The sequence below is a fragment of the Bacillus bruguierae genome, assembly GCF_037104725.1.
In the GTDB taxonomy this organism is placed as follows: Bacteria; Bacillota; Bacilli; order Bacillales; family Bacillaceae_G; genus Bacillus_A; species Bacillus_A bruguierae.
Genome location: NZ_JBAWSX010000002.1, coordinates 444,697 through 465,107 on the forward strand (window position 1 = coordinate 444,697; position 20,411 = coordinate 465,107).

The 20,411-nt window shown below is 35.3% G+C and carries 17 protein-coding genes and 1 pseudogene; 12 read left to right on the forward strand and 6 right to left on the reverse strand.

Going from position 1 to position 20,411, the window contains the following annotated elements; genetic code table 11:
• The first annotated feature begins 120 nt into the window (after positions 1 to 120).
• Both kdpA and WAZ07_RS06430 read left to right on the forward strand, forming a co-directional pair.
• Positions 121 to 1,788, forward strand: coding sequence for a potassium-transporting ATPase subunit KdpA (gene kdpA, locus WAZ07_RS06425; protein ID WP_336471763.1), 1,668 nt, complete (start codon positions 121 to 123; stop codon positions 1,786 to 1,788).
• Between the two features lie 196 nt (positions 1,789 to 1,984).
• Positions 1,985 to 3,232 (forward strand): DUF445 domain-containing protein, encoded by a 1,248-nt coding sequence (locus WAZ07_RS06430; protein WP_336471764.1) that lies wholly within the window; start codon positions 1,985 to 1,987, stop codon positions 3,230 to 3,232.
• A gap of 44 nt (positions 3,233 to 3,276) precedes the next feature.
• On the opposite strand, the gene WAZ07_RS06435 is transcribed toward WAZ07_RS06430, so the two are convergent.
• Genes WAZ07_RS06435 through WAZ07_RS06450 form a run of 4 tightly spaced genes read right to left on the reverse strand, consistent with a single transcriptional unit; the run spans position 3,277 to position 6,311 of the window.
• Positions 3,277 to 4,233, reverse strand: coding sequence for a LiaF transmembrane domain-containing protein (locus tag WAZ07_RS06435; RefSeq protein WP_336471765.1), 957 nt, complete (start codon positions 4,231 to 4,233; stop codon positions 3,277 to 3,279).
• Positions 4,230 to 5,300, reverse strand: coding sequence for a hypothetical protein (locus tag WAZ07_RS06440; RefSeq protein WP_336471766.1), 1,071 nt, complete (start codon positions 5,298 to 5,300; stop codon positions 4,230 to 4,232). Before WAZ07_RS06440 ends, WAZ07_RS06435 begins: the two co-directional genes overlap by 4 nt.
• Positions 5,293 to 5,745: a hypothetical protein gene (locus WAZ07_RS06445; protein WP_336471767.1), complete on the reverse strand. Its 453-nt coding sequence runs from the start codon at positions 5,743 to 5,745 to the stop codon at positions 5,293 to 5,295. Before WAZ07_RS06445 ends, WAZ07_RS06440 begins: the two co-directional genes overlap by 8 nt.
• Positions 5,742 to 6,311: an RNA polymerase sigma factor gene (locus tag WAZ07_RS06450; protein WP_336471768.1), complete on the reverse strand. Its 570-nt coding sequence runs from the start codon at positions 6,309 to 6,311 to the stop codon at positions 5,742 to 5,744. Before WAZ07_RS06450 ends, WAZ07_RS06445 begins: the two co-directional genes overlap by 4 nt.
• Positions 6,312 to 6,507: 196 nt before the next feature.
• On the opposite strand from WAZ07_RS06450, the gene WAZ07_RS06455 reads away from it, so the two are divergent.
• The 5 genes from WAZ07_RS06455 (at position 6,508) to WAZ07_RS06475 (ending at position 11,745) form a co-directional block, all read left to right on the forward strand.
• Positions 6,508 to 7,146, forward strand: coding sequence for a response regulator transcription factor (locus WAZ07_RS06455; RefSeq protein WP_090912212.1), 639 nt, complete (start codon positions 6,508 to 6,510; stop codon positions 7,144 to 7,146).
• A gap of 4 nt (positions 7,147 to 7,150) precedes the next feature.
• Positions 7,151 to 8,254, forward strand: a complete 1,104-nt coding sequence (locus WAZ07_RS06460; protein ID WP_336471769.1) for a sensor histidine kinase — start codon at positions 7,151 to 7,153, stop codon at positions 8,252 to 8,254.
• Positions 8,255 to 8,515: 261 nt separating this feature from the next.
• Positions 8,516 to 9,451, forward strand: coding sequence for an ABC transporter ATP-binding protein (locus WAZ07_RS06465; protein ID WP_336471824.1), 936 nt, complete (start codon positions 8,516 to 8,518; stop codon positions 9,449 to 9,451).
• 37 nt (positions 9,452 to 9,488) lie between these two features.
• On the forward strand, positions 9,489 to 10,598 hold the full coding sequence (locus tag WAZ07_RS06470; protein WP_336471770.1) for an ABC transporter permease: 1,110 nt from the start codon (positions 9,489 to 9,491) through the stop codon (positions 10,596 to 10,598).
• 1 nt (position 10,599) lies between these two features.
• On the forward strand, positions 10,600 to 11,745 hold the full coding sequence (locus WAZ07_RS06475) for an ABC transporter permease (protein WP_336471771.1): 1,146 nt from the start codon (positions 10,600 to 10,602) through the stop codon (positions 11,743 to 11,745).
• 55 nt (positions 11,746 to 11,800) lie between these two features.
• Here the strand turns inward: WAZ07_RS06475 and WAZ07_RS26175 are convergent.
• A pseudogene (locus WAZ07_RS26175) lies at positions 11,801 to 11,893 on the reverse strand (esterase/lipase family protein); the annotation flags it as partial.
• 153 nt (positions 11,894 to 12,046) lie between these two features.
• Here WAZ07_RS26175 and WAZ07_RS06480 point away from each other — a divergent pair.
• Positions 12,047 to 13,192: a phospholipase D-like domain-containing protein gene (locus tag WAZ07_RS06480; RefSeq protein WP_336471825.1), complete on the forward strand. Its 1,146-nt coding sequence runs from the start codon at positions 12,047 to 12,049 to the stop codon at positions 13,190 to 13,192.
• A 459-nt stretch (positions 13,193 to 13,651) separates the two neighbouring features.
• A complete protein-coding gene (locus WAZ07_RS06485) occupies positions 13,652 to 14,320 on the forward strand; it encodes a nucleoside/nucleotide kinase family protein (RefSeq protein WP_336471772.1) in 669 nt (222 codons plus the stop codon).
• Between the two features lie 251 nt (positions 14,321 to 14,571).
• On the opposite strand, the gene pyrH is transcribed toward WAZ07_RS06485, so the two are convergent.
• Positions 14,572 to 15,315: a UMP kinase gene (pyrH, locus tag WAZ07_RS06490; protein ID WP_090912197.1), complete on the reverse strand. Its 744-nt coding sequence runs from the start codon at positions 15,313 to 15,315 to the stop codon at positions 14,572 to 14,574.
• Positions 15,316 to 15,691: 376 nt separating this feature from the next.
• On the opposite strand from pyrH, the gene WAZ07_RS06495 reads away from it, so the two are divergent.
• The 3 genes from WAZ07_RS06495 to malS all read left to right on the forward strand — a co-directional run bounded on the left by WAZ07_RS06495 (position 15,692) and on the right by malS (position 20,363).
• Complete coding sequence (locus WAZ07_RS06495) at positions 15,692 to 16,963, forward strand: cation:dicarboxylate symporter family transporter (RefSeq protein ID WP_090912195.1); 1,272 nt, start codon at positions 15,692 to 15,694, stop codon at positions 16,961 to 16,963.
• Between the two features lie 173 nt (positions 16,964 to 17,136).
• A complete protein-coding gene (aspA, locus tag WAZ07_RS06500) occupies positions 17,137 to 18,576 on the forward strand; it encodes an aspartate ammonia-lyase (RefSeq protein ID WP_090912193.1) in 1,440 nt (479 codons plus the stop codon).
• 56 nt (positions 18,577 to 18,632) lie between these two features.
• On the forward strand, positions 18,633 to 20,363 hold the full coding sequence (gene malS, locus WAZ07_RS06505) for an oxaloacetate-decarboxylating malate dehydrogenase (protein WP_336471826.1): 1,731 nt from the start codon (positions 18,633 to 18,635) through the stop codon (positions 20,361 to 20,363).
• Positions 20,364 to 20,411 lie beyond the last annotated feature (48 nt).

Here is a 20,411-nt window from a genome sequence, read left to right on the forward strand (position 1 = left end):
AAAAAACACTAGGTGCAGCCTAGTGTTTTCTTTTATTCTTCTTGTGGTAAAAAATTACATTACGGCTTATTTCTATGTTTAATGGAGAAAAATATAGAGATAACAGAGGAGAGGAAAAGAGTGAGCTGGCTTACAAGTCTAATTACAATTTGTTTATTTGTAGTTGTCGCAAAACCAATGGGAGATTACATATACAATGTTTTTCAACAAAATGGACCATTTCAAAAGGTATTTGGTCCGATAGAAAAAATTTTGTTTAAAATCGCGGGCATTAAGGGTTATAGTCAAAGTTGGAAGCGCTATTTGTTTTGTTTAATCATAACGAATCTATTTTTTATACTTGTTGTGTATTCTATATTTCGATTACAGGGGATGTTACCGTTAAATCCAAATCATTTTCCAGGAATGGAGCCGACGTTAGCGTTTCATACAGCCATCACGTTTATGACAAATGCGAATCTACAACATTATGGGGGCGAAAGTAATTTATCTTATTTCTCTCAAATGGCTGGGGTAACGTTTATGATGTTTGCAGCACCTGCAACTTCAATGGCGATTGGGATTACGTTTATTCGTGTGCTAGCAGGTAAAAAAGTAAGGAATTTCTTTGTTGATTTTGTTCAATCTATTGTAAGGGTATTGTTACCAATTTCATTTGTAGCTTCGTTAATTTTTCTAGCACTAGGAACACCGCAGACGTTAGATTCTACAATTATCGCAAAAACGTTAGAAGGAACGGAGCAGGTAATTCCTCGTGGACCAGTAGCGTCGTTGCTAGCTATTAAAGAACTTGGAGATAATGGCGGTGGTTTTTTTGGAACAGTTTCAGCACATCCTTTTGAAAACCCAAATATGATTAGTAATGTGCTTCAAATGATGCTGCAAATGTTAATTCCAATGGCATTTCCGTTTGTATACGGACGAATGGTTGGAAATCGTAAACAAGGAAGAATGTTTTTTGTATCAATGCTCATTTTGTTTATCGTTGGATTTTCGGCACTTGCCATATCTGAATTGAAAGGAAATCCGCTGTTAAATCAAATTGGTGTAGATCACTCACAAGGAAATATGGAAGGGAAAGAAATGCGTCTTGGCGTTATATTTTCCGCTTTATATGCAACTGTTACAAGTGCTTCGGGGACAGGGGGCGTGAATACAACACATGATACGTTAACACCAATTGGAGGAATGGTCCCGCTCGTAAATATGCTTCTAGGAACTGTATATGGCGGGATTGGAGTCGGATTCATGAACGTAATCATGTATGCAATGATTGCAGTATTTTTGGCAGGATTAATGGTAGGACGTACGCCGGAGTTTCTTAACAAAAAATTAGAAGGGAAAGAACTGAAATTAATCGCCATTACGATTGTATCTCAGCCATTACTTATTCTTGGCGCTGCAGCAATTGCCTTTTCAACACATTTCGGAACAGATGCAATTTCGAATCCTGGCTTTCACGGTTTAACACAAGTTATATACGAATATACATCGTCTGCTGTAAATAATGGATCTGGATTTGAAGGATTAAATGATAATACCCCATTTTGGAATATTTCAACAGGTCTTGTTATGTATATTGGTCGTTATTTTAGTATCATTACGATGCTTGCTGTTGCAGTTGGACTCAAAAAGAAAAAAATTGTACCTGAAACGATTGGCACGTTCCAAACCGACAGTCGTTTGTTTGGAGGAATCTTACTTGGTACGATATTTATAATAGGTGCTTTAACATTTTTACCAGTACTTGTACTGGGGCCAATTGCTGAATTTTTAACAATATTATAAAATTGTAAAATGAGAGAGGCATATAAGCCTCTCGTTTTTGTTCTGAATTTCTTTGTTATTTTTAACGTGGTTTATTATAGTATATATATGCTTGTGTTAAAGAAAATTGAGATTCTATACATAAAGGTCTAAATCATTCAATGAATTTACAAATTGAAGGGTTTACTTATACATAATAAGAGGATGTGGAAATACAATGTCACTACAGTCAAAATATTTAGCTGGAATTTCACTTGGAATAATGGGAGTTGGGTTTGCCGCAACAATTCCGTTTCAAGGAACGATAGCAGGTGGGATTATACAAGGCGGCTTTGAAGCTGGTTTAGTAGGCGGACTTGCCGATTGGTTTGCAGTTACGGCGCTGTTTCGTCATCCGATGGGAATCCCAATTCCGCATACAGCACTACTACCAAAAAACCGGAAACGAATTACGAAAGGAATTGTTTCTACACTGGAAAATGATTGGCTGACGAAAGAAAGTATAACAAATAAAGTAAAAGAGATGGAGTTAGCACAAATCGTATTGCAGGTTGCAGAAAGAGAGTTGCAATCGGATAACGTGAGAAAAGGCATTGTTACAATCGCTGAAAAAGCGATTCTTCAAATTAATACTGAAAAATTAGCTACTGTAATTGAAAAAGAATTAAAAACGTATTTGCATACGATTCATACAGGAAATATACTGCAAGTCCTTATTGATCAATTAGTTGCAGAAGAATACGATGAAAAAACATTTGATTATATGTTAGTTAAAGCAAAAGAGTGGACACTTCAAGATGAAGCGCGTTATCAGCTCGGAAGTTTAGGCATGAAAGCGATGGAAAATATAAAAGTAGAGGGATTTTTACAGTTTACGCTTAAATCTTTTATGAATATGGTAGATGAAGAAAAAATCGGGAATATTTTGCAGAAGTTTGTGATTAGTAATATTGGTAGTTTACAAAATCCTGATAATAGCACAAGACAACTTATATTAATGAAGATTCGCCAAGAACTTATTCAAGTTAAGGAAAATGAAGCGGTACTACAGGAATTGGAGAATTGGAAAGAAAGTTTGATTACCAATTGGAAAGTGAATGAAAAAATAGCAGAAATATTGAGTCAGGCACAAGAAAGAGTAGTTGCTTTTGTGAAAAAAGAAGAGTTTACAAATAAATATCTTCTTTCATTTTTAAGGGCGCAAATAAATAAAGTAAAAGAAGATCCAGCAACGATTCAAAGACTGGAAGAATGGTTGCAAAAGCAAATTGTAACCTTTGTCGAAAACAATCATTCTAAAATTGGAAAGCTTGTACAAGAAAATTTGGATAAGCTAGATGATCAAACACTAATTGAAATGATTGAAAATAATGTAGGAAAAGATTTGCAGTGGATTCGTGTAAATGGTGCTGTTTGTGGCTTTATGATTGGGTTAGTTTTGGAAGGAATTAAAGCAATTATATAGAAAAATCCTTCCACATGATGAATGTGGAAGGGTTTTTTAGCTTCTTATTTTTCAAGAACACTTATGTCTATATTATAAGTTTTTTGAATGTTTAGCTGGTGTGCACCATTTCCAGTTTTTATGGTGTTTTTATACCATTGTTCTTGCTGATTTGAATCGGGATTCTCTTCTGAAGTATTATTTTCTGTTTTCGTTAGTTTTTCTACATGTTCCCAAGGTGTACTCCCATGAGAATCCTTTTGAGTGGTTACAGCTGATAGTGTCATATCACTATCTTTTACAAGATGAACAGATATGTTTGAACTTTCTTGTACAGACCAATTGTTTTGTAATTGACCTGGGTAAAGAGAGAGTTCTCTTTCAGAACCACGAATTTCCACGTTTTTATTTTGCGGGAGGACAAGTGTTGCTGTCATTCGTGATTGTGAAGCGAAGAATTTATGGTGAACGGGCAATGGTTTTAATGTCACATACATCGTTTCGCCGACTGTTTGAATCGCAATGAAGTCGTCCTGCTTGAGTTTGTCTTTTTCATTTTCTTTCATAGTCATTTCATATGTTCCTAATAAATGTACTTTATTGCTGTTGCTTCCTTCTATTGTAAGAGGGGCATTACTTGTATTAACTACAATTTTTTTAATAGAGTCAGCTATGTCATACTGCACTTCTGGGATGTTCTTTGTTTGTTCAGTTGTGTTAATAGAATAACGAATCTCTTCTAGTAATCCAGTGGATAATAAGAAATAGAAGGCAATACCAATTGTCCCTAAGACACCGATAAAGAAAATACTAAAAATATCATATTTAATGATAGGTTGCTCTTTTTTAGAGAATATAACATATAGTAAAATTTCGATGCCGAGTACAATGAAAAGAATAGGCCACCATGCTGTAATGTTATCGAATACTTGTATACCTTTTATAGTTGAAAATAATAAGAAACAACCTAATGTAATAGTTGAAATCCCCATAGATATCGTTCCTACACGCCATGTTCTCATTCTTTCGCACCACCTTTTTCTTCTTTATTTCCTAGTAATAATTTAAAGCCACCACCAATTAAAAGGAGGGCAACGATAGATGTTTGGAAATAGCGATAATACAATTCGCTAATATGAATGTTAAATATAGTAGCGAAATAATCGTTTAAAATAGGAAGGAGTGTTTGATCTAATAAATAGTAGACTCCTAACCCGATAAGTCCGATGCCGAGCCATTTTTGATGATTAATAAAATAATCAATAATGGGTGTGTCTTGTAAGTCTTCTTTTCCGTATTTTGCAGTTTGCTGTAATGTATCAAAAAAGCTATAAAACCAAATAATAGGTACTAAAAATAAGAAGGCTGATAATCTTAATAAGTCGAGCAAATAAATAGCAAGTAAAAAAGCTGCCATTAGCTGAAGACCGCGGCGCTGTAAGCCTAAGTACATATGGCCTGCTCCAGGGAACATAGCTAAAATAGAAGCAAATGTTTTGCTTTTCTTTCCTTGTTCTCGATGCTCTTCAAATTCTTCGAAAATAGTACGATCGACTATTATATCACCGCGTTCTTTTTTCTGTAGTTGTTGGACGACATCGAAGAAATTATAAATCCAAAGAACAGGTAAAGTAGCAAGAAAGATAAGAAAGCTTTCTTGATTTGTTAATAGTGTAACGAATATAATCATGCTACCTAGTCCTGTGCAAGCAACTAAAAATGTAAGTCCGCGCTGCATAAGTCCTAATTGAAAATGCCCAAGTCCAGGTATGATGGATAAGAGAATGATATAAAATCGTTCACTTTCACGTGCTGATTCTTGCGTTTGGTCTTTCTCTTTTTTCCATGACTGATTCACTATAGAAATAATTAAGTCTAGCAGATTTATTCCCCATACAAGTGCTAATAAAAATACGATAAGGAAAATTATATCGCTATACCCGAAGTTAATAATAAACCCTACCGCAGCAGTGAATAGTAATAATGAACAACCACTATATATAATAAAACGTCCAATGCGCTTTAAATATAAATGTCCAAGCCCAGGAATTAGCCCTAAAACAAGCGCTAAAAAAGGATTTTTATTCATGTTTTGAACCTCCGTTCGTTTTTGATGTGTGTATAGTTTTGTTTAAGATTTGTTTTGAAATCGAAACCCCACTTTGTTTAGAAGATTGTTCAAAACTAGAAGTTACTGTGAAAATATAATGGAATAAACCGCTTGCCATAAAAATTAACGTAGCTGCAGTTGCAATTATGTAGTGAATGAGCGTACTTTTTATTTGTCTTGGTTGCTTCTTACTCATTTTTTCTTCAGACTCTAAGGCTTCAAAGTTGATTTGCTCCATAACTTCATTTGTAAATGAAGAATCATTTATCATTGGAAGGTTTTCATTTTGTTCATCAATGATTTCCATATAAAGTGCTAAACAATGATCACATTCATAAAGATGTTGTTCCATAGATTCGCGTTCACTGTTTGATAGAAGGTCTAAAATATAATTGCACCAAACTTCTTTTGAAAAATGCGTCATAAAAAATCTTCCTCCTTCCAATGTTTTTTAATCCATTTTCTTGCTCTGTAAAGTTTCATTTCCACCGTTTTGACTTCAGCATTTTGTTGAGCAGCAATTTCTTGATAACTTCTTTCTTCTAAGTAATGTGCGAGAACAACATCACGATAATTCTTTGGAAGTTCTCTTAGTTTTTGAGCAATCAACAATTTTTGCTCTTTCGTCAATAACAATGCCTCAATATTATGGGAGGATTTTATATCTTCCTGAGTTTTTTTGGATAAGGAGAGTTCTTCATTTTCCCTTGCTTTCTTTCTCTTATAATCAATGGCATGATTTGTAGCAATCCGCGTAATCCACGTTTTGAATCCGCGGAATTGATAATTAGGTAGAAAAGTGTGGATCTTTACGAACACTTCTTGTGTGACATCTTGGGCATCTTCTTGATGTCTTAAAATAGCAAAAATAACTTGAAAAATATAATGGCGATATGTTTCTATAAGGATGCGAAAAGCATGTTCACTTCCTTGTTGTGCTTTTTCAATTAATTGTTTTTCCTCAATGGTTCTCTCCCTCCTTTTTGACACATTCTATTATATAGACGTAAGAAATGAGAAGTCCCCCTACACATGATATAAAAAAAGAATAATATATTTTCAGAGAAGGGGCTATATCAAAAAAAGTGTGAAAAAATGGTATAGAGAAGTATATAATGAGCAATAGGGAAATGTTACATGGAGAAAGGATGTGAATGTTAGTAGGAGAATTTCCATACTAACAAACATGAAAATAAAAATATTAATAGCTGATGATAACTCTTTTATTAGAGAAGGCATGAAGATTATTTTAAGTACATATGAAGAATTTGAAGTGTTAGAAACGGTAAATGATGGACAAGAAGCTTTAGCATATTGTAAAAAACATGAAGTGGATATTGCGCTTTTAGATGTTCGGATGCCAAATATGAACGGTGTGGAAGCAACGAAATTAATTTGTGAACAAACAAAAACAAAGCCGCTTATTTTAACGACATTTGATGATGACGAATACATTTTAGATGCAGTGAAAAATGGAGCGAAAGGTTATTTATTGAAAAATAACGACCCAGAGCGTATTCGTGATGCGATAAAAGGAGTATATAACGGGCAAACTGTTATGCAAGACGTAGTGCTTGATAAAATTAAGTCTAACTTGCTGGAAAACAAAGAAGAGGAGTCAAAAATAGATAAGACTCTTTTCACAGAGAGGGAACTTAGTATTATTGCATTAATTGCAAAGGGTTTCTCTAATAAAGAAATTTCAAAGCAGCTCTTCATATCAGAAGGAACAATTGCAAATTATATTACGTCTATTCTAGGGAAAACGGGCCTTGAGCATCGTACGCAAATCGCGATTTACTATTTAACAGGGAAAGTAGACTAATTATATGGAATCTTGGTTAATCATGAGTAAATTAATTGTCTTCCTATATATTGTGTTCAGTTATATTTACTCAAATGCTACAAACTTACCGTGGGTTATATTTGCTTTGCTTTCATATCTTTGTGTGAACGTGACAATTTCTATTTTAAAACAAGATGTTTATAAAAAAATATTAATCGGGATTTCAACTGGCATTACAATTTTGTTTACAGGACAGATTCATCCGTTATTCATTTTGTTTTTACCACTGAACTTATATGAACTAGTATCTTATTACGTGAAAGAGAAATGGCAGCCTTTTTTAATTATGATTCTTCCTATTGTTTTTGCTGATGAAAGTGTCCGAATGACATATGGATTAACTGCTACATTTTGTTTTCTTATTTTCACAATGGCGTCTCTTTATACAGCGCGTTTATTAAAGTTTGAAATGCAAAATGATAGGATGCGAAAGGATATGCAACGACTCACAAAGAGCTTAAACGAAAATAAAGAATACATAAGACAATCTGAATACACATTTAAATTAGAAGAGAGAAATCGATTATCACAAGAAATTCATGATAAAATTGGTCATTCCATGACAGGTGCGCTTATTCAAATGGAAGCAGCAAAGAGGTTAATGGAAATAGATAGGGACAAAGCTGCGGAGTTATTACAAAATGCGATTCATATTTCTAAAGATGGTATTGAAAGTATTAGGATTACTCTTAAAAATATGAAACCACCAACTGAGCAAATGGGGATTCATCGTATGAAATTATTCATAGATGAATTTGCGAGCAAGCATAATATAAAAATCCCATTTGTGTATAAAGGAAATTTGGATACAATTTCTCCTATCCAGTGGAAAATTATCGGTGAAAATGTTACAGAGGCATTAACGAATGCGATGAAATATGCGGATGCGACGGTTATTTCAATCGATATTCATGTGCTTAACAAGATGGTTAAGGTGCAGGTGAAGGATAATGGGAAGGGTGGAGTTCTTGTTAAAAAAGGCCTTGGTATTATTGGGATGGAGGAGAGAACCGCGTCCGTTAATGGCAAGATTATTGTAGATGGAACCAATGGTTTTTCTGTAACAATGCTACTGCCGATACAATAAAGTGAAACTTCCATCAGTGGGGAGTTTTTTCATCTCCCACTGATGGAAAGCCCTCACCAATCGGGCTTTTACGGGTAGTTATCCCCCACCAATATTGAGGGGGCCTACTGCCCGTTAATGCGGGATAAAGAATAAGTGAGATGAATAATCTCATATGAAAAAAGTGAATATTCTCATGTGAAAAGAATGAACTTCTGCACTGAGCAGGTTCATTTTTTTTGCTTATAATAACAACATAGAAACGAAAACAGGGGTGAAATGATGAACGCATTAGAAATAAAAAACTTAACGAAAAAATTTGGGGATTTCATCGCAGTAGATAATATGTCTTTAGCTATTAAACAAGGAGAAATATTTGGTTTTTTAGGTTCAAATGGTGCTGGTAAAAGTACAACAATTAATATGATTGCTGGATTGTTACGAAGTAACGAAGGTGAGATTTGTATACTAGGAAAAAATATAAAGAAGCATAACCGTTTTGCAAAAATGAACATCGGTATTGTCCCGCAAGATTTAGCAATTTACGAGGAATTAACAGCCTATGAAAATGTAAAGTTTTTTGCAGGATTATATGGCTTACGAGGAGCGGAATTAAAAGCGAGAGTAGAAGAAGCCCTTCAATTTGTAGGGCTTAGTGATAAACATAAAAGCTATCCAAAGAACTTTTCCGGTGGAATGAAACGAAGACTTAACATTGCTTGTGCTATTGCGCATCGTCCGAAGTTAATTATTATGGATGAACCGACAGTAGGGATTGATCCGCAGTCAAGGAACTACATTCTCCAGTCTGTTCGAAAGTTAAATGAAATGGGGAGCACAATCATTTATACAAGTCACTATATGGAAGAAGTGGAGGAAATCTGTACAAAAATTGCGATTGTTGATCACGGAAAGATTATTGCAGAAGGAACGAAAGAACAGTTAAAGGCGATCATTACTGATACGAAAGATATTTGGATTGAAGTAAAATCGCTTGAAAATATGAATGTGAACCAACTTAAAGAAATTAGCGGGGTTAAGGCTGTTCAAATAGAAGAGAACGTAATTAAAGTGAATTCCGATACAGGAGTGAACAATTTAAATAAAATCATTCAATATTTTATTAGTCATGATATAGAAATACGATCATTAGAAGAACAGGCACCAAACTTAGAAACAGTGTTTCTGACATTGACGGGAAGAAAATTACGAGACTAACAAGATTAATAGTAAATCGAAAAAGGAGGTTCATCGTTTGAATATCTTCAATATTGCTATCACACAAATTAAAAGGGATTTTCGAGATATAAGAACATTAGTTTTTATGTTAGCATTCCCAGTTGTGCTTATGCTAATCTTGGGAACAGCTTTAACAAATGCATTTAATAGTGACAGTCTTTCTATTAAAAATATACAGGTATTATATAAAGATGAAGCGGATAGTAAGTTCTCACAATCATTTGAAGCATTTATAAAAGAAACAAGTAAATCGGGAATTCACTTTAAAAAAGTTTCAACCGATGTAGATGGAAAGGAAGAAGTGAAACAAAATAAATATGCTGGCTATGTAGAAATGAATCAAGATGGTGTGAAGTTATATGAGAGTGATCGAAATAGTATTGAAGGAAGTATTGTTGAGGGGATGCTTACTACATTTGTCGATAAGTACAACGTAGTAGTAGAAGTTGCGAAAGTAGATCCTGAGAAAGTTAGTACAGTTATTTCAAGTGGAAATCATGATGATTATATAAAAGAGACATCTTTACAAGCTGCTAAAAAACCAAGTTCTATGGATTATTATGCGGTTGTGATGACGACAATGATTGCCTTGTACGGAGCGATGGGAGCAAGTCATCTCATTCGCGGAGAGCGATTACGAAGAACGGGAGATCGTTTAATTGCTGCGCCGGTTAGCAAAGCGGAGATTTTCTTAGGAAAAATATTTGGTAGTCTTGTAACAAACGGACTTTGTTTACTTCTTGTTATTTTCTTTAGTAAGTTTGTCTATAAGGCAAATTGGGGTGATCATCTTGGGGTAGTTTTTCTGATTTTACTGACAGAAGTATTGCTTGCGATTAGCTTTGGATTAGGGATAGGCTATATTACGAAAACAGGTGAGGCAGCTAAAGCAATGATTATGGTCGTTGTACAATTAGCTTCTATTTTTGGAGGGGCATATTTTGTAGTCGAAGAAAATGTGCTGACAAATATGTCGCCATTAACATGGGCAAATACAGCGATTATGAAAATTATTTATGCGAATAATTTAGGAGCAGCATTTCCGGTAATTTCTTTAAACCTTGGAATTTCAGCATTGTTTTTATTGCTTGCGATTATCGTATTACGTAGACGGGAGGGGCTATAATATGAAAGATATTTTATGGCTCATACAAAAAACATTATCTGTACTTTTGAAAAATAAAAAAGGGTTACTTTTTATTATTGGATTGCCCATAGCAGGAGCGTTAATTTCATTTTTGATGTATGGAAATGCAGGGCAGGGGACATTACGTATTGGGGTTGTAAATAATGAAAATCATTATATAGCAAGTGATACTGTGAAATTTATAGAAGGATTAGACCATGTAAAAGTAAGCAAAATTAAATCATCAGAAATAGAAGAGAACCTTGCCTCGAAAAAACTTGATGCAGTCATTACGTTAGATTCAGGCTTTTCGCAAAGTACTCGAGATGGCAAGCCGAGTCACATTGAAATCTCCTCCATTAAAGGTGTACAAATCACAGGTTTTATAAAATCTTATTTGTATAATTATATTGATAATATAACGGCAATAAGTAAAGTAGCACAAGGTGATCAAAATAAGTTTGACAAGATGTATGCAAGCTATCAAAAAAATTCGTTCAAGTTAACAGCTCATACACTTAAGGATACTTCGAAAAATAAAGATATGACGAATCAAACAGTTGGTTATCTCATAATGTTTATGCTATTTTCAGCGGTGAACTTTTCAGAAGTAATTTTGAAAGAAAAAGAGAATAGAACGTATTTCAGATTATTATCAACACCGATAGATGGAAGGAAATATATATTATCTAATGTTGCTGTTAATATGCTTATTTTAATCGTACAAATTGTTGTAACAGTATTATGTATGACGAATGTATTTCATATTGATCCCAATATGCCTTTGCTTGTTATGATTGGAGTATTGATGATATTTGGCTTAATCGCAATAGGTTTATCGTTAGCAATTGTATCTTTTGCGAAAAATTCACCTTCTGCAAACGCAATGCAAAACATCATTATTACACCTACATGTTTGCTTGCAGGATGCTTCTTTCCATTTGAAATTATGCCAACATCAGTCCAAAAAATAGCTGAATTTCTTCCGCAGCGTTGGTTATTAGATACAATCACGAAATTACAGCAAGGAACGCAGTTCGCAGATTTATATTTAAACATTTTAATATTATTCGCCTTTGCAATTTCCTTCTTCTTAATTGCTATTTATAAATTTGGCCGTAATAACGATGCTAGGAATTTTATTTAATAAAGATGGAAAAAGGGTACAGCTGAATGCTGTATCCTTTTTGTGCATGGGCGAATTAAAGTATCTTTTGTAATATTGATATGCTTTTATATAAAATCTCATTATGAGTTCCTTGTACAATATATTTGTCTCCGTCTAAAAGAAAAACAATATTTGAAGCATTTAACGAGCATTAAAAGCAACTTCTGTTGAAATACTATGTAGAGACAATTATTTTGTACGGAAGGAAAACGAAACGGTGAAAAAAATACTTCGGATTATTTCTATTATCATTGCTATATTAGTTCTTCTGCTTGTTTGGATGCATGTTGATGTTACACTGGGAAGGAAAATAGAAGCGAACAAAAATCAAACGAAAGAATATGGACCTCACTATAGTGATTTTCAATTATATGCTGATGGGCAACCTTTGTATCAGCAGCTATTTTCTGATATAAAAGAGGCGAAACATTCAATTTTCACCTATTTCTTTATCATTTCAGATGATAAAAGCGGCCATACTTTTTTGAAGTTGTTGCAAGAAAAGGCAAAAGAAGGAGTACAAGTATACTTGTCAATCGATTTGATTAATGATTTGTCTTTCGAAAGAAAATTTAAAAATGAATTACAAGCAAGCGGTGTTCATTTTACATATAGTAGAAAACCTGAATTTCCATTCTTTTTTTATTCGCTACATCATCGGAATCACCGCCGAATCACAACAATTGATGGGAAAATAGGGTACAGTGGTGGTTTTAACATAGGAGATGAGTATTTAGGAAAAGAAAAGAAATTTGGATACTGGCGAGATTATCATATACGAATAACGGGAGAAGGGGTGAAAGATTTAGAAGAACAGTTTGCAATAGACTGGAAACGAGATGCTTCTGAAGTAATAACAAGTACTTCTAAACAGAGTGTCCCAGGGAAAACGTTACATACAATGTCTAGTTATAATGGTCATGATGTAATCCAAAAGTATATTGAATTAATAAAGCAGGCAAAACAATCTATTGTTATTGCCACCCCGTATTTTATACCAAAAGATGAAAAACTTATGAATGCTTTAATTCAAGCAAGGCAGCGTGGTGTTTCCATTAAAATACTATGGTCTTTCAAGCCGGATGTTCCTTTTATAAAAGAGGCTGCATATCCTTATATTCGGCAAGCTATCGAGAATGATATTTCTGTATATGGATATAAAAAGGGGATGTTTCATGGAAAAGCTATGGTATTTGATAATGAAACAATCGTTATAGGGACAACAAATTTTACTTCACGTAGCTTTCATATCAATGATGAGATGGATTTCTATATAAAGGATGGTCCGATTCTGCAACAAATCAATCAGGCATTAGCGCAAGATATTCAAGATTCAAAAGAAATGACGATATCATTTTTAAACAATTTATCCTTTTTAGATAAGTGTAAAGAAAAGATAGTAGGAATATTTAATTATTATTTATAGGCGCAAAAATATGAATGAGGGAAAATGCGGCGTGATGCTGCATTTTTTCTTATTTATCCCGCTACTTTAGGGCAGTAAGACTCCCACCTCAAGATTCTGAGAAAACATTGTCCAGCTCCAGTGGCTAGAATGTTCAGTGGCTTCGCTTCTTCCTACGAGGAAAAAAAACTCTACGTCAGAAGCTCCATCCCCCTTACATTCTGAACGAGCCACTTCCGCTTTTCTTAAGAAGATAGGTGGGAGATAACTGCCCATAAGAGCCCGATTGGGTGGGCTAACCATCAGTGGGGGATGAAGAAAAACCCCACTGATGGAAGCTTCACTTTATAATGATTCCTCGAGAAACGAAAACATATTTTTACAACATATATTTGGGGTGATACACTAAAATGGCAAGGAAGAATTATTTTCCAGGAAAACAAGGAAGCATGTGGGTGGATTTCGTGAGGAGGGATTTGGGTGAAACGTCAAACTGTTATTCGTAAAATTGCCGAGCATATATGTGCACTTAAATTAAATCATCCTGTAAGAGTGGGTGTTAGTGGTATTACAGCTTCTGGGAAAACAACATTTGCAAATGAATTGGCGAAAGAAATTCAAAACCAAGGAAGAACAGTAATTCGAACGAGTATCGATCATTTCCATAATCCAAGAGCAATTCGATATTCACAGGGGAAGGAATCAGCAAAGGGGTATTATGAAGATGCTCATGATTATAAAGCTATTTCTGAACGATTATTAAAACCATTAGGACCTAATGGTACGATGCGTTATGAGATACAATCACATGATTTAGAGACCGATATGTATATTCATTCAGAATCTGTACTAGCCTCAGAAGATACTATATTTATAGTAGATGGAACCTTTTTATTTAAGGAAGAATTGAAACATTTATTTGACTATAAAGTATTTATAGAAACAGACTTCAAGATTGCTAGAGAACGTGGTTCCAAAAGGGAAGCGCAAGCTTTTGGAAGTGAAGAGAAGGCAGGCGAAATGTTTTTACAGCGATATCATGCGGCTTGTCATATGTACATAGAAGAGCATGCACCAAAGGATTGTGCGGATGTAGTTGTAAACAATAATCATATAGAAGAACCAGTAGTTGTATTCACCAATTTGTGATTGTATATATAAGTTTAAAAACGACATAAAAACCCCCTTTTTTAGGGGGACGAGAGCATTTGGTCATGCATGGAAGCGGTTAGGGATTTTTTCTGCTACACATGCAAGGGTTTAAAACAAAAGGAGAAAGTAAGTAGCGGTTATGTTGTATTCTACAAAGCAGCGATTTATTATAGAAAGTATAAGGTGCGGTGTATCACTGCATCTTATTGTATGTTCATAATTACAGTTGGATTTTGTTTTGAAAAATGCTAGTTTTCATCCTCAAGTTTTGTTAACTGATGGCTGATTAAAGTGCCGATATGTTCTCCTAAGCATATTTTTTTCATAACTCCTTGTTCATCAAAGTTAAAGATATGGACGGGTAAATGATAGTCACGAGCAAGTAGTAAAGCTGATTGGTCCATCACTTTTATATTGTTTTTGACGACGTCGTTATAGTTTAAATGGTGATACATTTTTGCTGATTTATTTCGCTTGGGGTCACTTGTGAAGACACCATCTACACCTTGTTTTGCAACTAAAATTGCGTCGCTATTCATTTCGATTGCCCGTTGTACACTTGGATAATCTGTTGTAACAAAAGGTTGGCCATTGCCGCCCCCAAAAATAACAATGTATCCTTTATCTAAATGATGCATAGCTCGTAAATGAATGTAGGGTTCAGCAACAGTAGTAATAGGAATAGATGTCATGACGCGAACTTCTTTATCTGTTTTACTTTTTAGTACACCGCGTAACATTAAGCTATTAATAATTGTGCCTAATGTACCTATATTGTCTGCCTCTACCCGGTCAATTCCCCAGTCCTCAGCTAAATTCCCTTTAAAAATGTTACCTCCACCCACGACAATAGAAACTTCAATTCCCAAATCGATAATAGATAAAATTTCAGTTGCGATGTGCTCTAAATGATTGGAACTAAAACTGTTTCCATCATGATCGGCTAGAGCGCCGCCGCTTAGTTTGATTAAGACCCGCTGATACAATTTCATCATTACTCCTCCTTTTAAAAATGGCGTTAAAAAAAGAGCGAAGGCGAATGCCTTTGCTCCTTTACGAGAAAATGAAACGGAAAAGAAAGGTTTATAATGAAAGTCATTGTATATCTTTTCATAATATCTCCTCCTTTTCGTTTCGCTGTTTAATAGGTTTACTTTTTGGATTATACAAAATAATCTGATGTTTTAACAATTCTATGTTTCGATTGTATACTAAAGAAGAAGAACAATGAACATTTTAAGGGGGAAATTCGAAAGTTTTGTGACAAACTTGTAGTTTTTTGTCTGATTTTGTAGGTTCACCTATATCATGTGGGTAAGCTTTTATACATACAAATTGAAAGCGTTCGCATGGAGGGGATGAAAATACATGAAAAAATTCGGATTAGCTACACAAATTTTTGTAGCGCTCATTTTAGGGATTGTAGTAGGGGCAATCTTTTATGGGAATAAAACAGCTATTTCCTATATTACACCGCTTGGAGATATTTTTATTCATTTAATTAAAATGATTGTTGTTCCAATTGTTATTTCTGCACTTATTGTAGCGGTAGCTGGTGTGGGCGATATGAAGAAGCTTGGTAAATTAGGTGGAAAGACAATCCTTTATTTTGAAATTATTACGACGATTGCTATTTTAATGGGATTAATAGCAGCAAACGTGTTCCACCCAGGAACGGGCGTTGATATGAGCCATTTACAGCAAGGTGATATTTCAGCATACAAAGCAACAGCTGATGCAACGCAGAAAAAAGGTTTTGCAGAAACAATTGTTCATATTGTACCAAAAAACGTATTTGAATCAATTGCACAAGGAGACTTATTACCAATTATTTTCTTCTCAGTGTTATTTGGTTTAGGGGTTGCTGCAATCGGAGAAAAAGGAAAGCCAGTCTTTCATTTCTTTGAAGGTGTCTTAGAAGCAATGTTTTGGGTGACAAATCAAGTCATGAAATTTGCTCCGGTTGGTGTATTTGCACTAATTGCTGTTACGGTTGCAAAATTTGGAGTGGCTACACTGCTTCCATTAGGAAAATTAGTGGTCGCAGTTTATGTAACAGTTGTGTTATTTGTTATTGTTGTACTAGGTATAAATGCAAAAATGGTGGGAGTAAATATTTTCACCTTAATGAAAGTTTTAAAAGAAGAATTGATTTTGTCTTTTACAACAGCAAGTTCAGAAGCCGTTTTACCAAATATTATGAGAAAAATGGAAGAGTTCGGTTGTCCGAAGGCCGTAGCTTCTTTCGTAATACCTACTGGTTACACATTTAATTTAACTGGATCAGCTATTTATCAAGCGTTAGCATCGCTATTTGTGGCGCAAATGTACGGTATACACATGTCACTAACAGAACAAGTTACATTGTTATTTGTTTTAATGTTAACGTCTAAAGGAATGGCTGGTGTTCCTGGTGCTTCCTTTGTTGTCGTATTGGCAACACTAGGTTCGATGGGACTTCCATTAGAAGGAATTGCTTTAATTGCTGGTATTGACCGCATTTTAGATATGATTCGCTCGTCTGTCAATGTATTAGGGAACGCATTAGCAGCGATTGTCATGTCAAAATGGGAAGGCGAATTTGATCAAGCGAAAGCAAAACAGTATGTAGAAACTGTAAATCAAACAAAAGCAGCATAAATTGAAAGCTTAATCAGTGAGAGATTTTTTATCTCTCGCTGATTATTCGTGAAACGAATTGATTTATCACAAATAGTATATCTCTCGCTTCATTTTTTATTTCTTATAAAATTTGAGGTAGGAGAATGGTTACATATGAATGTGGAGAAAAATAAGTTGAGGAGTGAACAGATATGGCAGCAATAACTGAAGCTACAAAAGATGTGCGAATTGAAAAAGATTTTTTAGGTGAGAAAGAAGTACCAATGCATGCATATTATGGTGTTCAAACAATGCGTGCGGTCGAAAACTTTCCGATTACAGGTTATAAGATTCATGAAGGATTAATTAAAGCATTTGCGATTGTAAAAAAAGCGGCGGCGCTTGCAAATACAGATGTTGGACGATTAGAACTAAAAAAAGGTACAGCAATTGCGGAAGCAGCACAAGAGATTCTTGAAGGGAAATGGCACGAGCATTTTATCGTTGATCCGATTCAAGGCGGAGCTGGAACTTCTATGAATATGAATGCAAATGAAGTTATTGCCAATCGTGCTCTTGAATTATTAGAAATGGAAAAAGGGGACTATCATTACATTAGTCCAAATAGCCATGTGAATATGGCACAATCAACAAATGATGCATTCCCGACTGCAATTCATATTGCGACGTTAAACTTGTTAGAAGAATTATTACAAACGATGGGATATATGCGTGATATCTTTGAATTAAAAGCAGAACAATTCGATCATATTATTAAAATGGGACGTACGCATTTACAAGATGCTGTACCAATTCGTCTTGGACAAGAGTTTAAAGCATACGCTCGCGTGCTTGGACGTGATATAAAACGCATCGAGAAATCTCGTCAACACTTATATGAAGTGAATATGGGAGCAACAGCTGTTGGTACAGGATTAAATGCAGATCCGCAGTACATTGAGGCTGTAGTAAAACATTTGGCGGCTATTAGTAAGTTGCCTCTTGTTGGAGCAGAGGATTTAGTAGATGCAACGCAAAATACAGATGCATATACAGAAGTATCAGCTGCACTGAAAGTATGTATGATGAATATGTCAAAAATTGCAAATGACTTACGCTTAATGGCATCTGGCCCACGTGTTGGGTTAGGTGAAATTATGCTTCCAGCTCGTCAACCTGGTTCTTCTATTATGCCAGGGAAAGTAAATCCTGTAATGCCAGAAGTGATTAACCAAATTGCGTTCCAAGTAATTGGGAACGACCATACAATTTGTCTTGCTTCAGAAGCAGGCCAATTAGAGCTAAATGTAATGGAACCGGTGCTTGTATTTAACTTACTTCAATCCATCAGTATTATGAATAACGGCTTCCGTGCCTTTACAGATAATTGCTTAAAAGGGATTGAAGCAAATGAAGAGCACTTAAAAGAGTATGTTGAGCAAAGCGTTGGTATTATTACAGCTGTGAATCCACATATCGGATACGAAGCAGCAGCTCGCGTTGCAAAAGAAGCAATTGCAACTGGCCAATCTGTCAGAGAGCTTTGCCTGAAAACCGGTGTATTATCAGAAGAAGAATTAGATTTGATTTTAGATCCGTATGAAATGACGCACCCTGGAATTGCGGGAGCATCTCTTTTAAAGAAAAATTAAAAAAAAGGGGGGGACTTTCCCCCTTTTTTTGTTTACAATATAGAAATGTTATATATATAAATAAGGGTAGGGATTTTATGAGTAAATTTACAGTTTCCTCGGATGGAACTTTAGAAACGACATTACGAGGAAGGGAAGTATTAGCAACACCACTTTTAAATAAAGGCGTTGCTTTCACAACAGAAGAAAGGGAAGAACTAGGGCTGAAAGGATTATTACCACCAGCTGTATTAACATTGGACGAACAAGCACGCCGTGCATATGAACAGTTTTGTTCACAGCCGGATGACTTATTAAAAAACGTATACTTAACAGCACTGCATGATCGTAATGAAGTGTTATTTTATCGTTTGCTTACAAATCATTTACGAGAAATGCTTCCGATTGTATACACGCCAACTGTTGGTGTGGCGATTCAAAGATATAGTCATGAGTATCGTAAACCACGTGGGGTGTATTTATCAGTTAATGATCCAAATGGTATTGAGGAAGCATTTTCTAACATTGGTGCAACTGCAGAAAATATTGATTTAGTCGTTGTAACAGACGGTGAAGGTATTTTAGGAATTGGAGACTGGGGTGTAGGTGGTATTAATATTGCCATTGGAAAACTAGCTGTTTATACAGCAGCAGTTGGTATTGATCCAAGTCGTGTATTACCGGTTATTTTAGATGTTGGTACAAACAATGAAGATTTATTAAATAATCCGTTTTATATCGGAAATCGCCATCCACGTGTAACGGGAGAAGCGTATGATACATTTATCGATTTGTTTGTAAAAGCTGTATGTAATAAGTTTCCGAATGCATTGCTGCACTGGGAAGATTTTAGTACACGTAATGCACGTAAAATTTTAGACAAATATCGCGATAGCGTATGTACATTTAACGATGATATACAAGGAACTGGGGCTGTTTCACTGGCAGCTGTGTTATCAGCTGTGAAGGCTTCAGGTATTCCACTTTGTGAACATCGCGTTGTAGTCTTTGGTGCGGGTACTGCTGGAGTTGGAATTGCAGATCAAGTACGTGATGCAATGGTGCGCTTAGGTTTATCGAAGGATGAAGCAAACCGCCGTTTTTGGTGTATTGACCGTAATGGTTTACTTACTGATATGGATGATCTTCTTGACTTCCAACGTCCTTATGCACGTGAAAGGTCTGAAGTCCAACAATGGCAGCAATCAGAAATGATTGGTCTTGCTGAAGTTGTAAAACATGTACAACCAACTATTTTAATCGGGACGTCAACAGTTGCTGGTGCATTTACAGAAGCAATAGTAAAAGAAATGGCAGCACATGTGGAACGACCAATTATTTTACCAATGTCTAATCCAACGTCTCTTGCAGAAGCGAAACCAGCCGATTTAATTTCTTGGACAGAAGGGCGAGCGCTTGTTGCAACTGGTAGTCCGTTCGATCCAGTTACATATAATGGAGTTACTTATATAATTGGGCAATCTAACAATGCACTTATCTTCCCAGGTCTTGGTCTTGGTACAAATGTTGTTCGTGCTCGTGTAATGACAGATGGCATGTTTGCAGCGGCAGCAGAAGCGGTAGCGAGTATGGTAGATACAAGTCAACCTGGTGCACCAATTCTTCCGGAAGTAGAAGAGCTGCGTAATATTTCAGAGATTGTTGCTGTTGAAGTAGCAAAAGCGGCAGTTGCTGAAGGTGTTGCTCGTGAGGTATTAAGTGATAACGATATCAGGAAGGCTGTAAAAGATGCAATGTGGCAACCTGTTTATCGTCAAATAAAAGCAGTTGAAAAGGTAACAGTATAGGAATAAAGCCCGTTTATATAATAAGCGGGCTTTCCTTATTATGTTTCA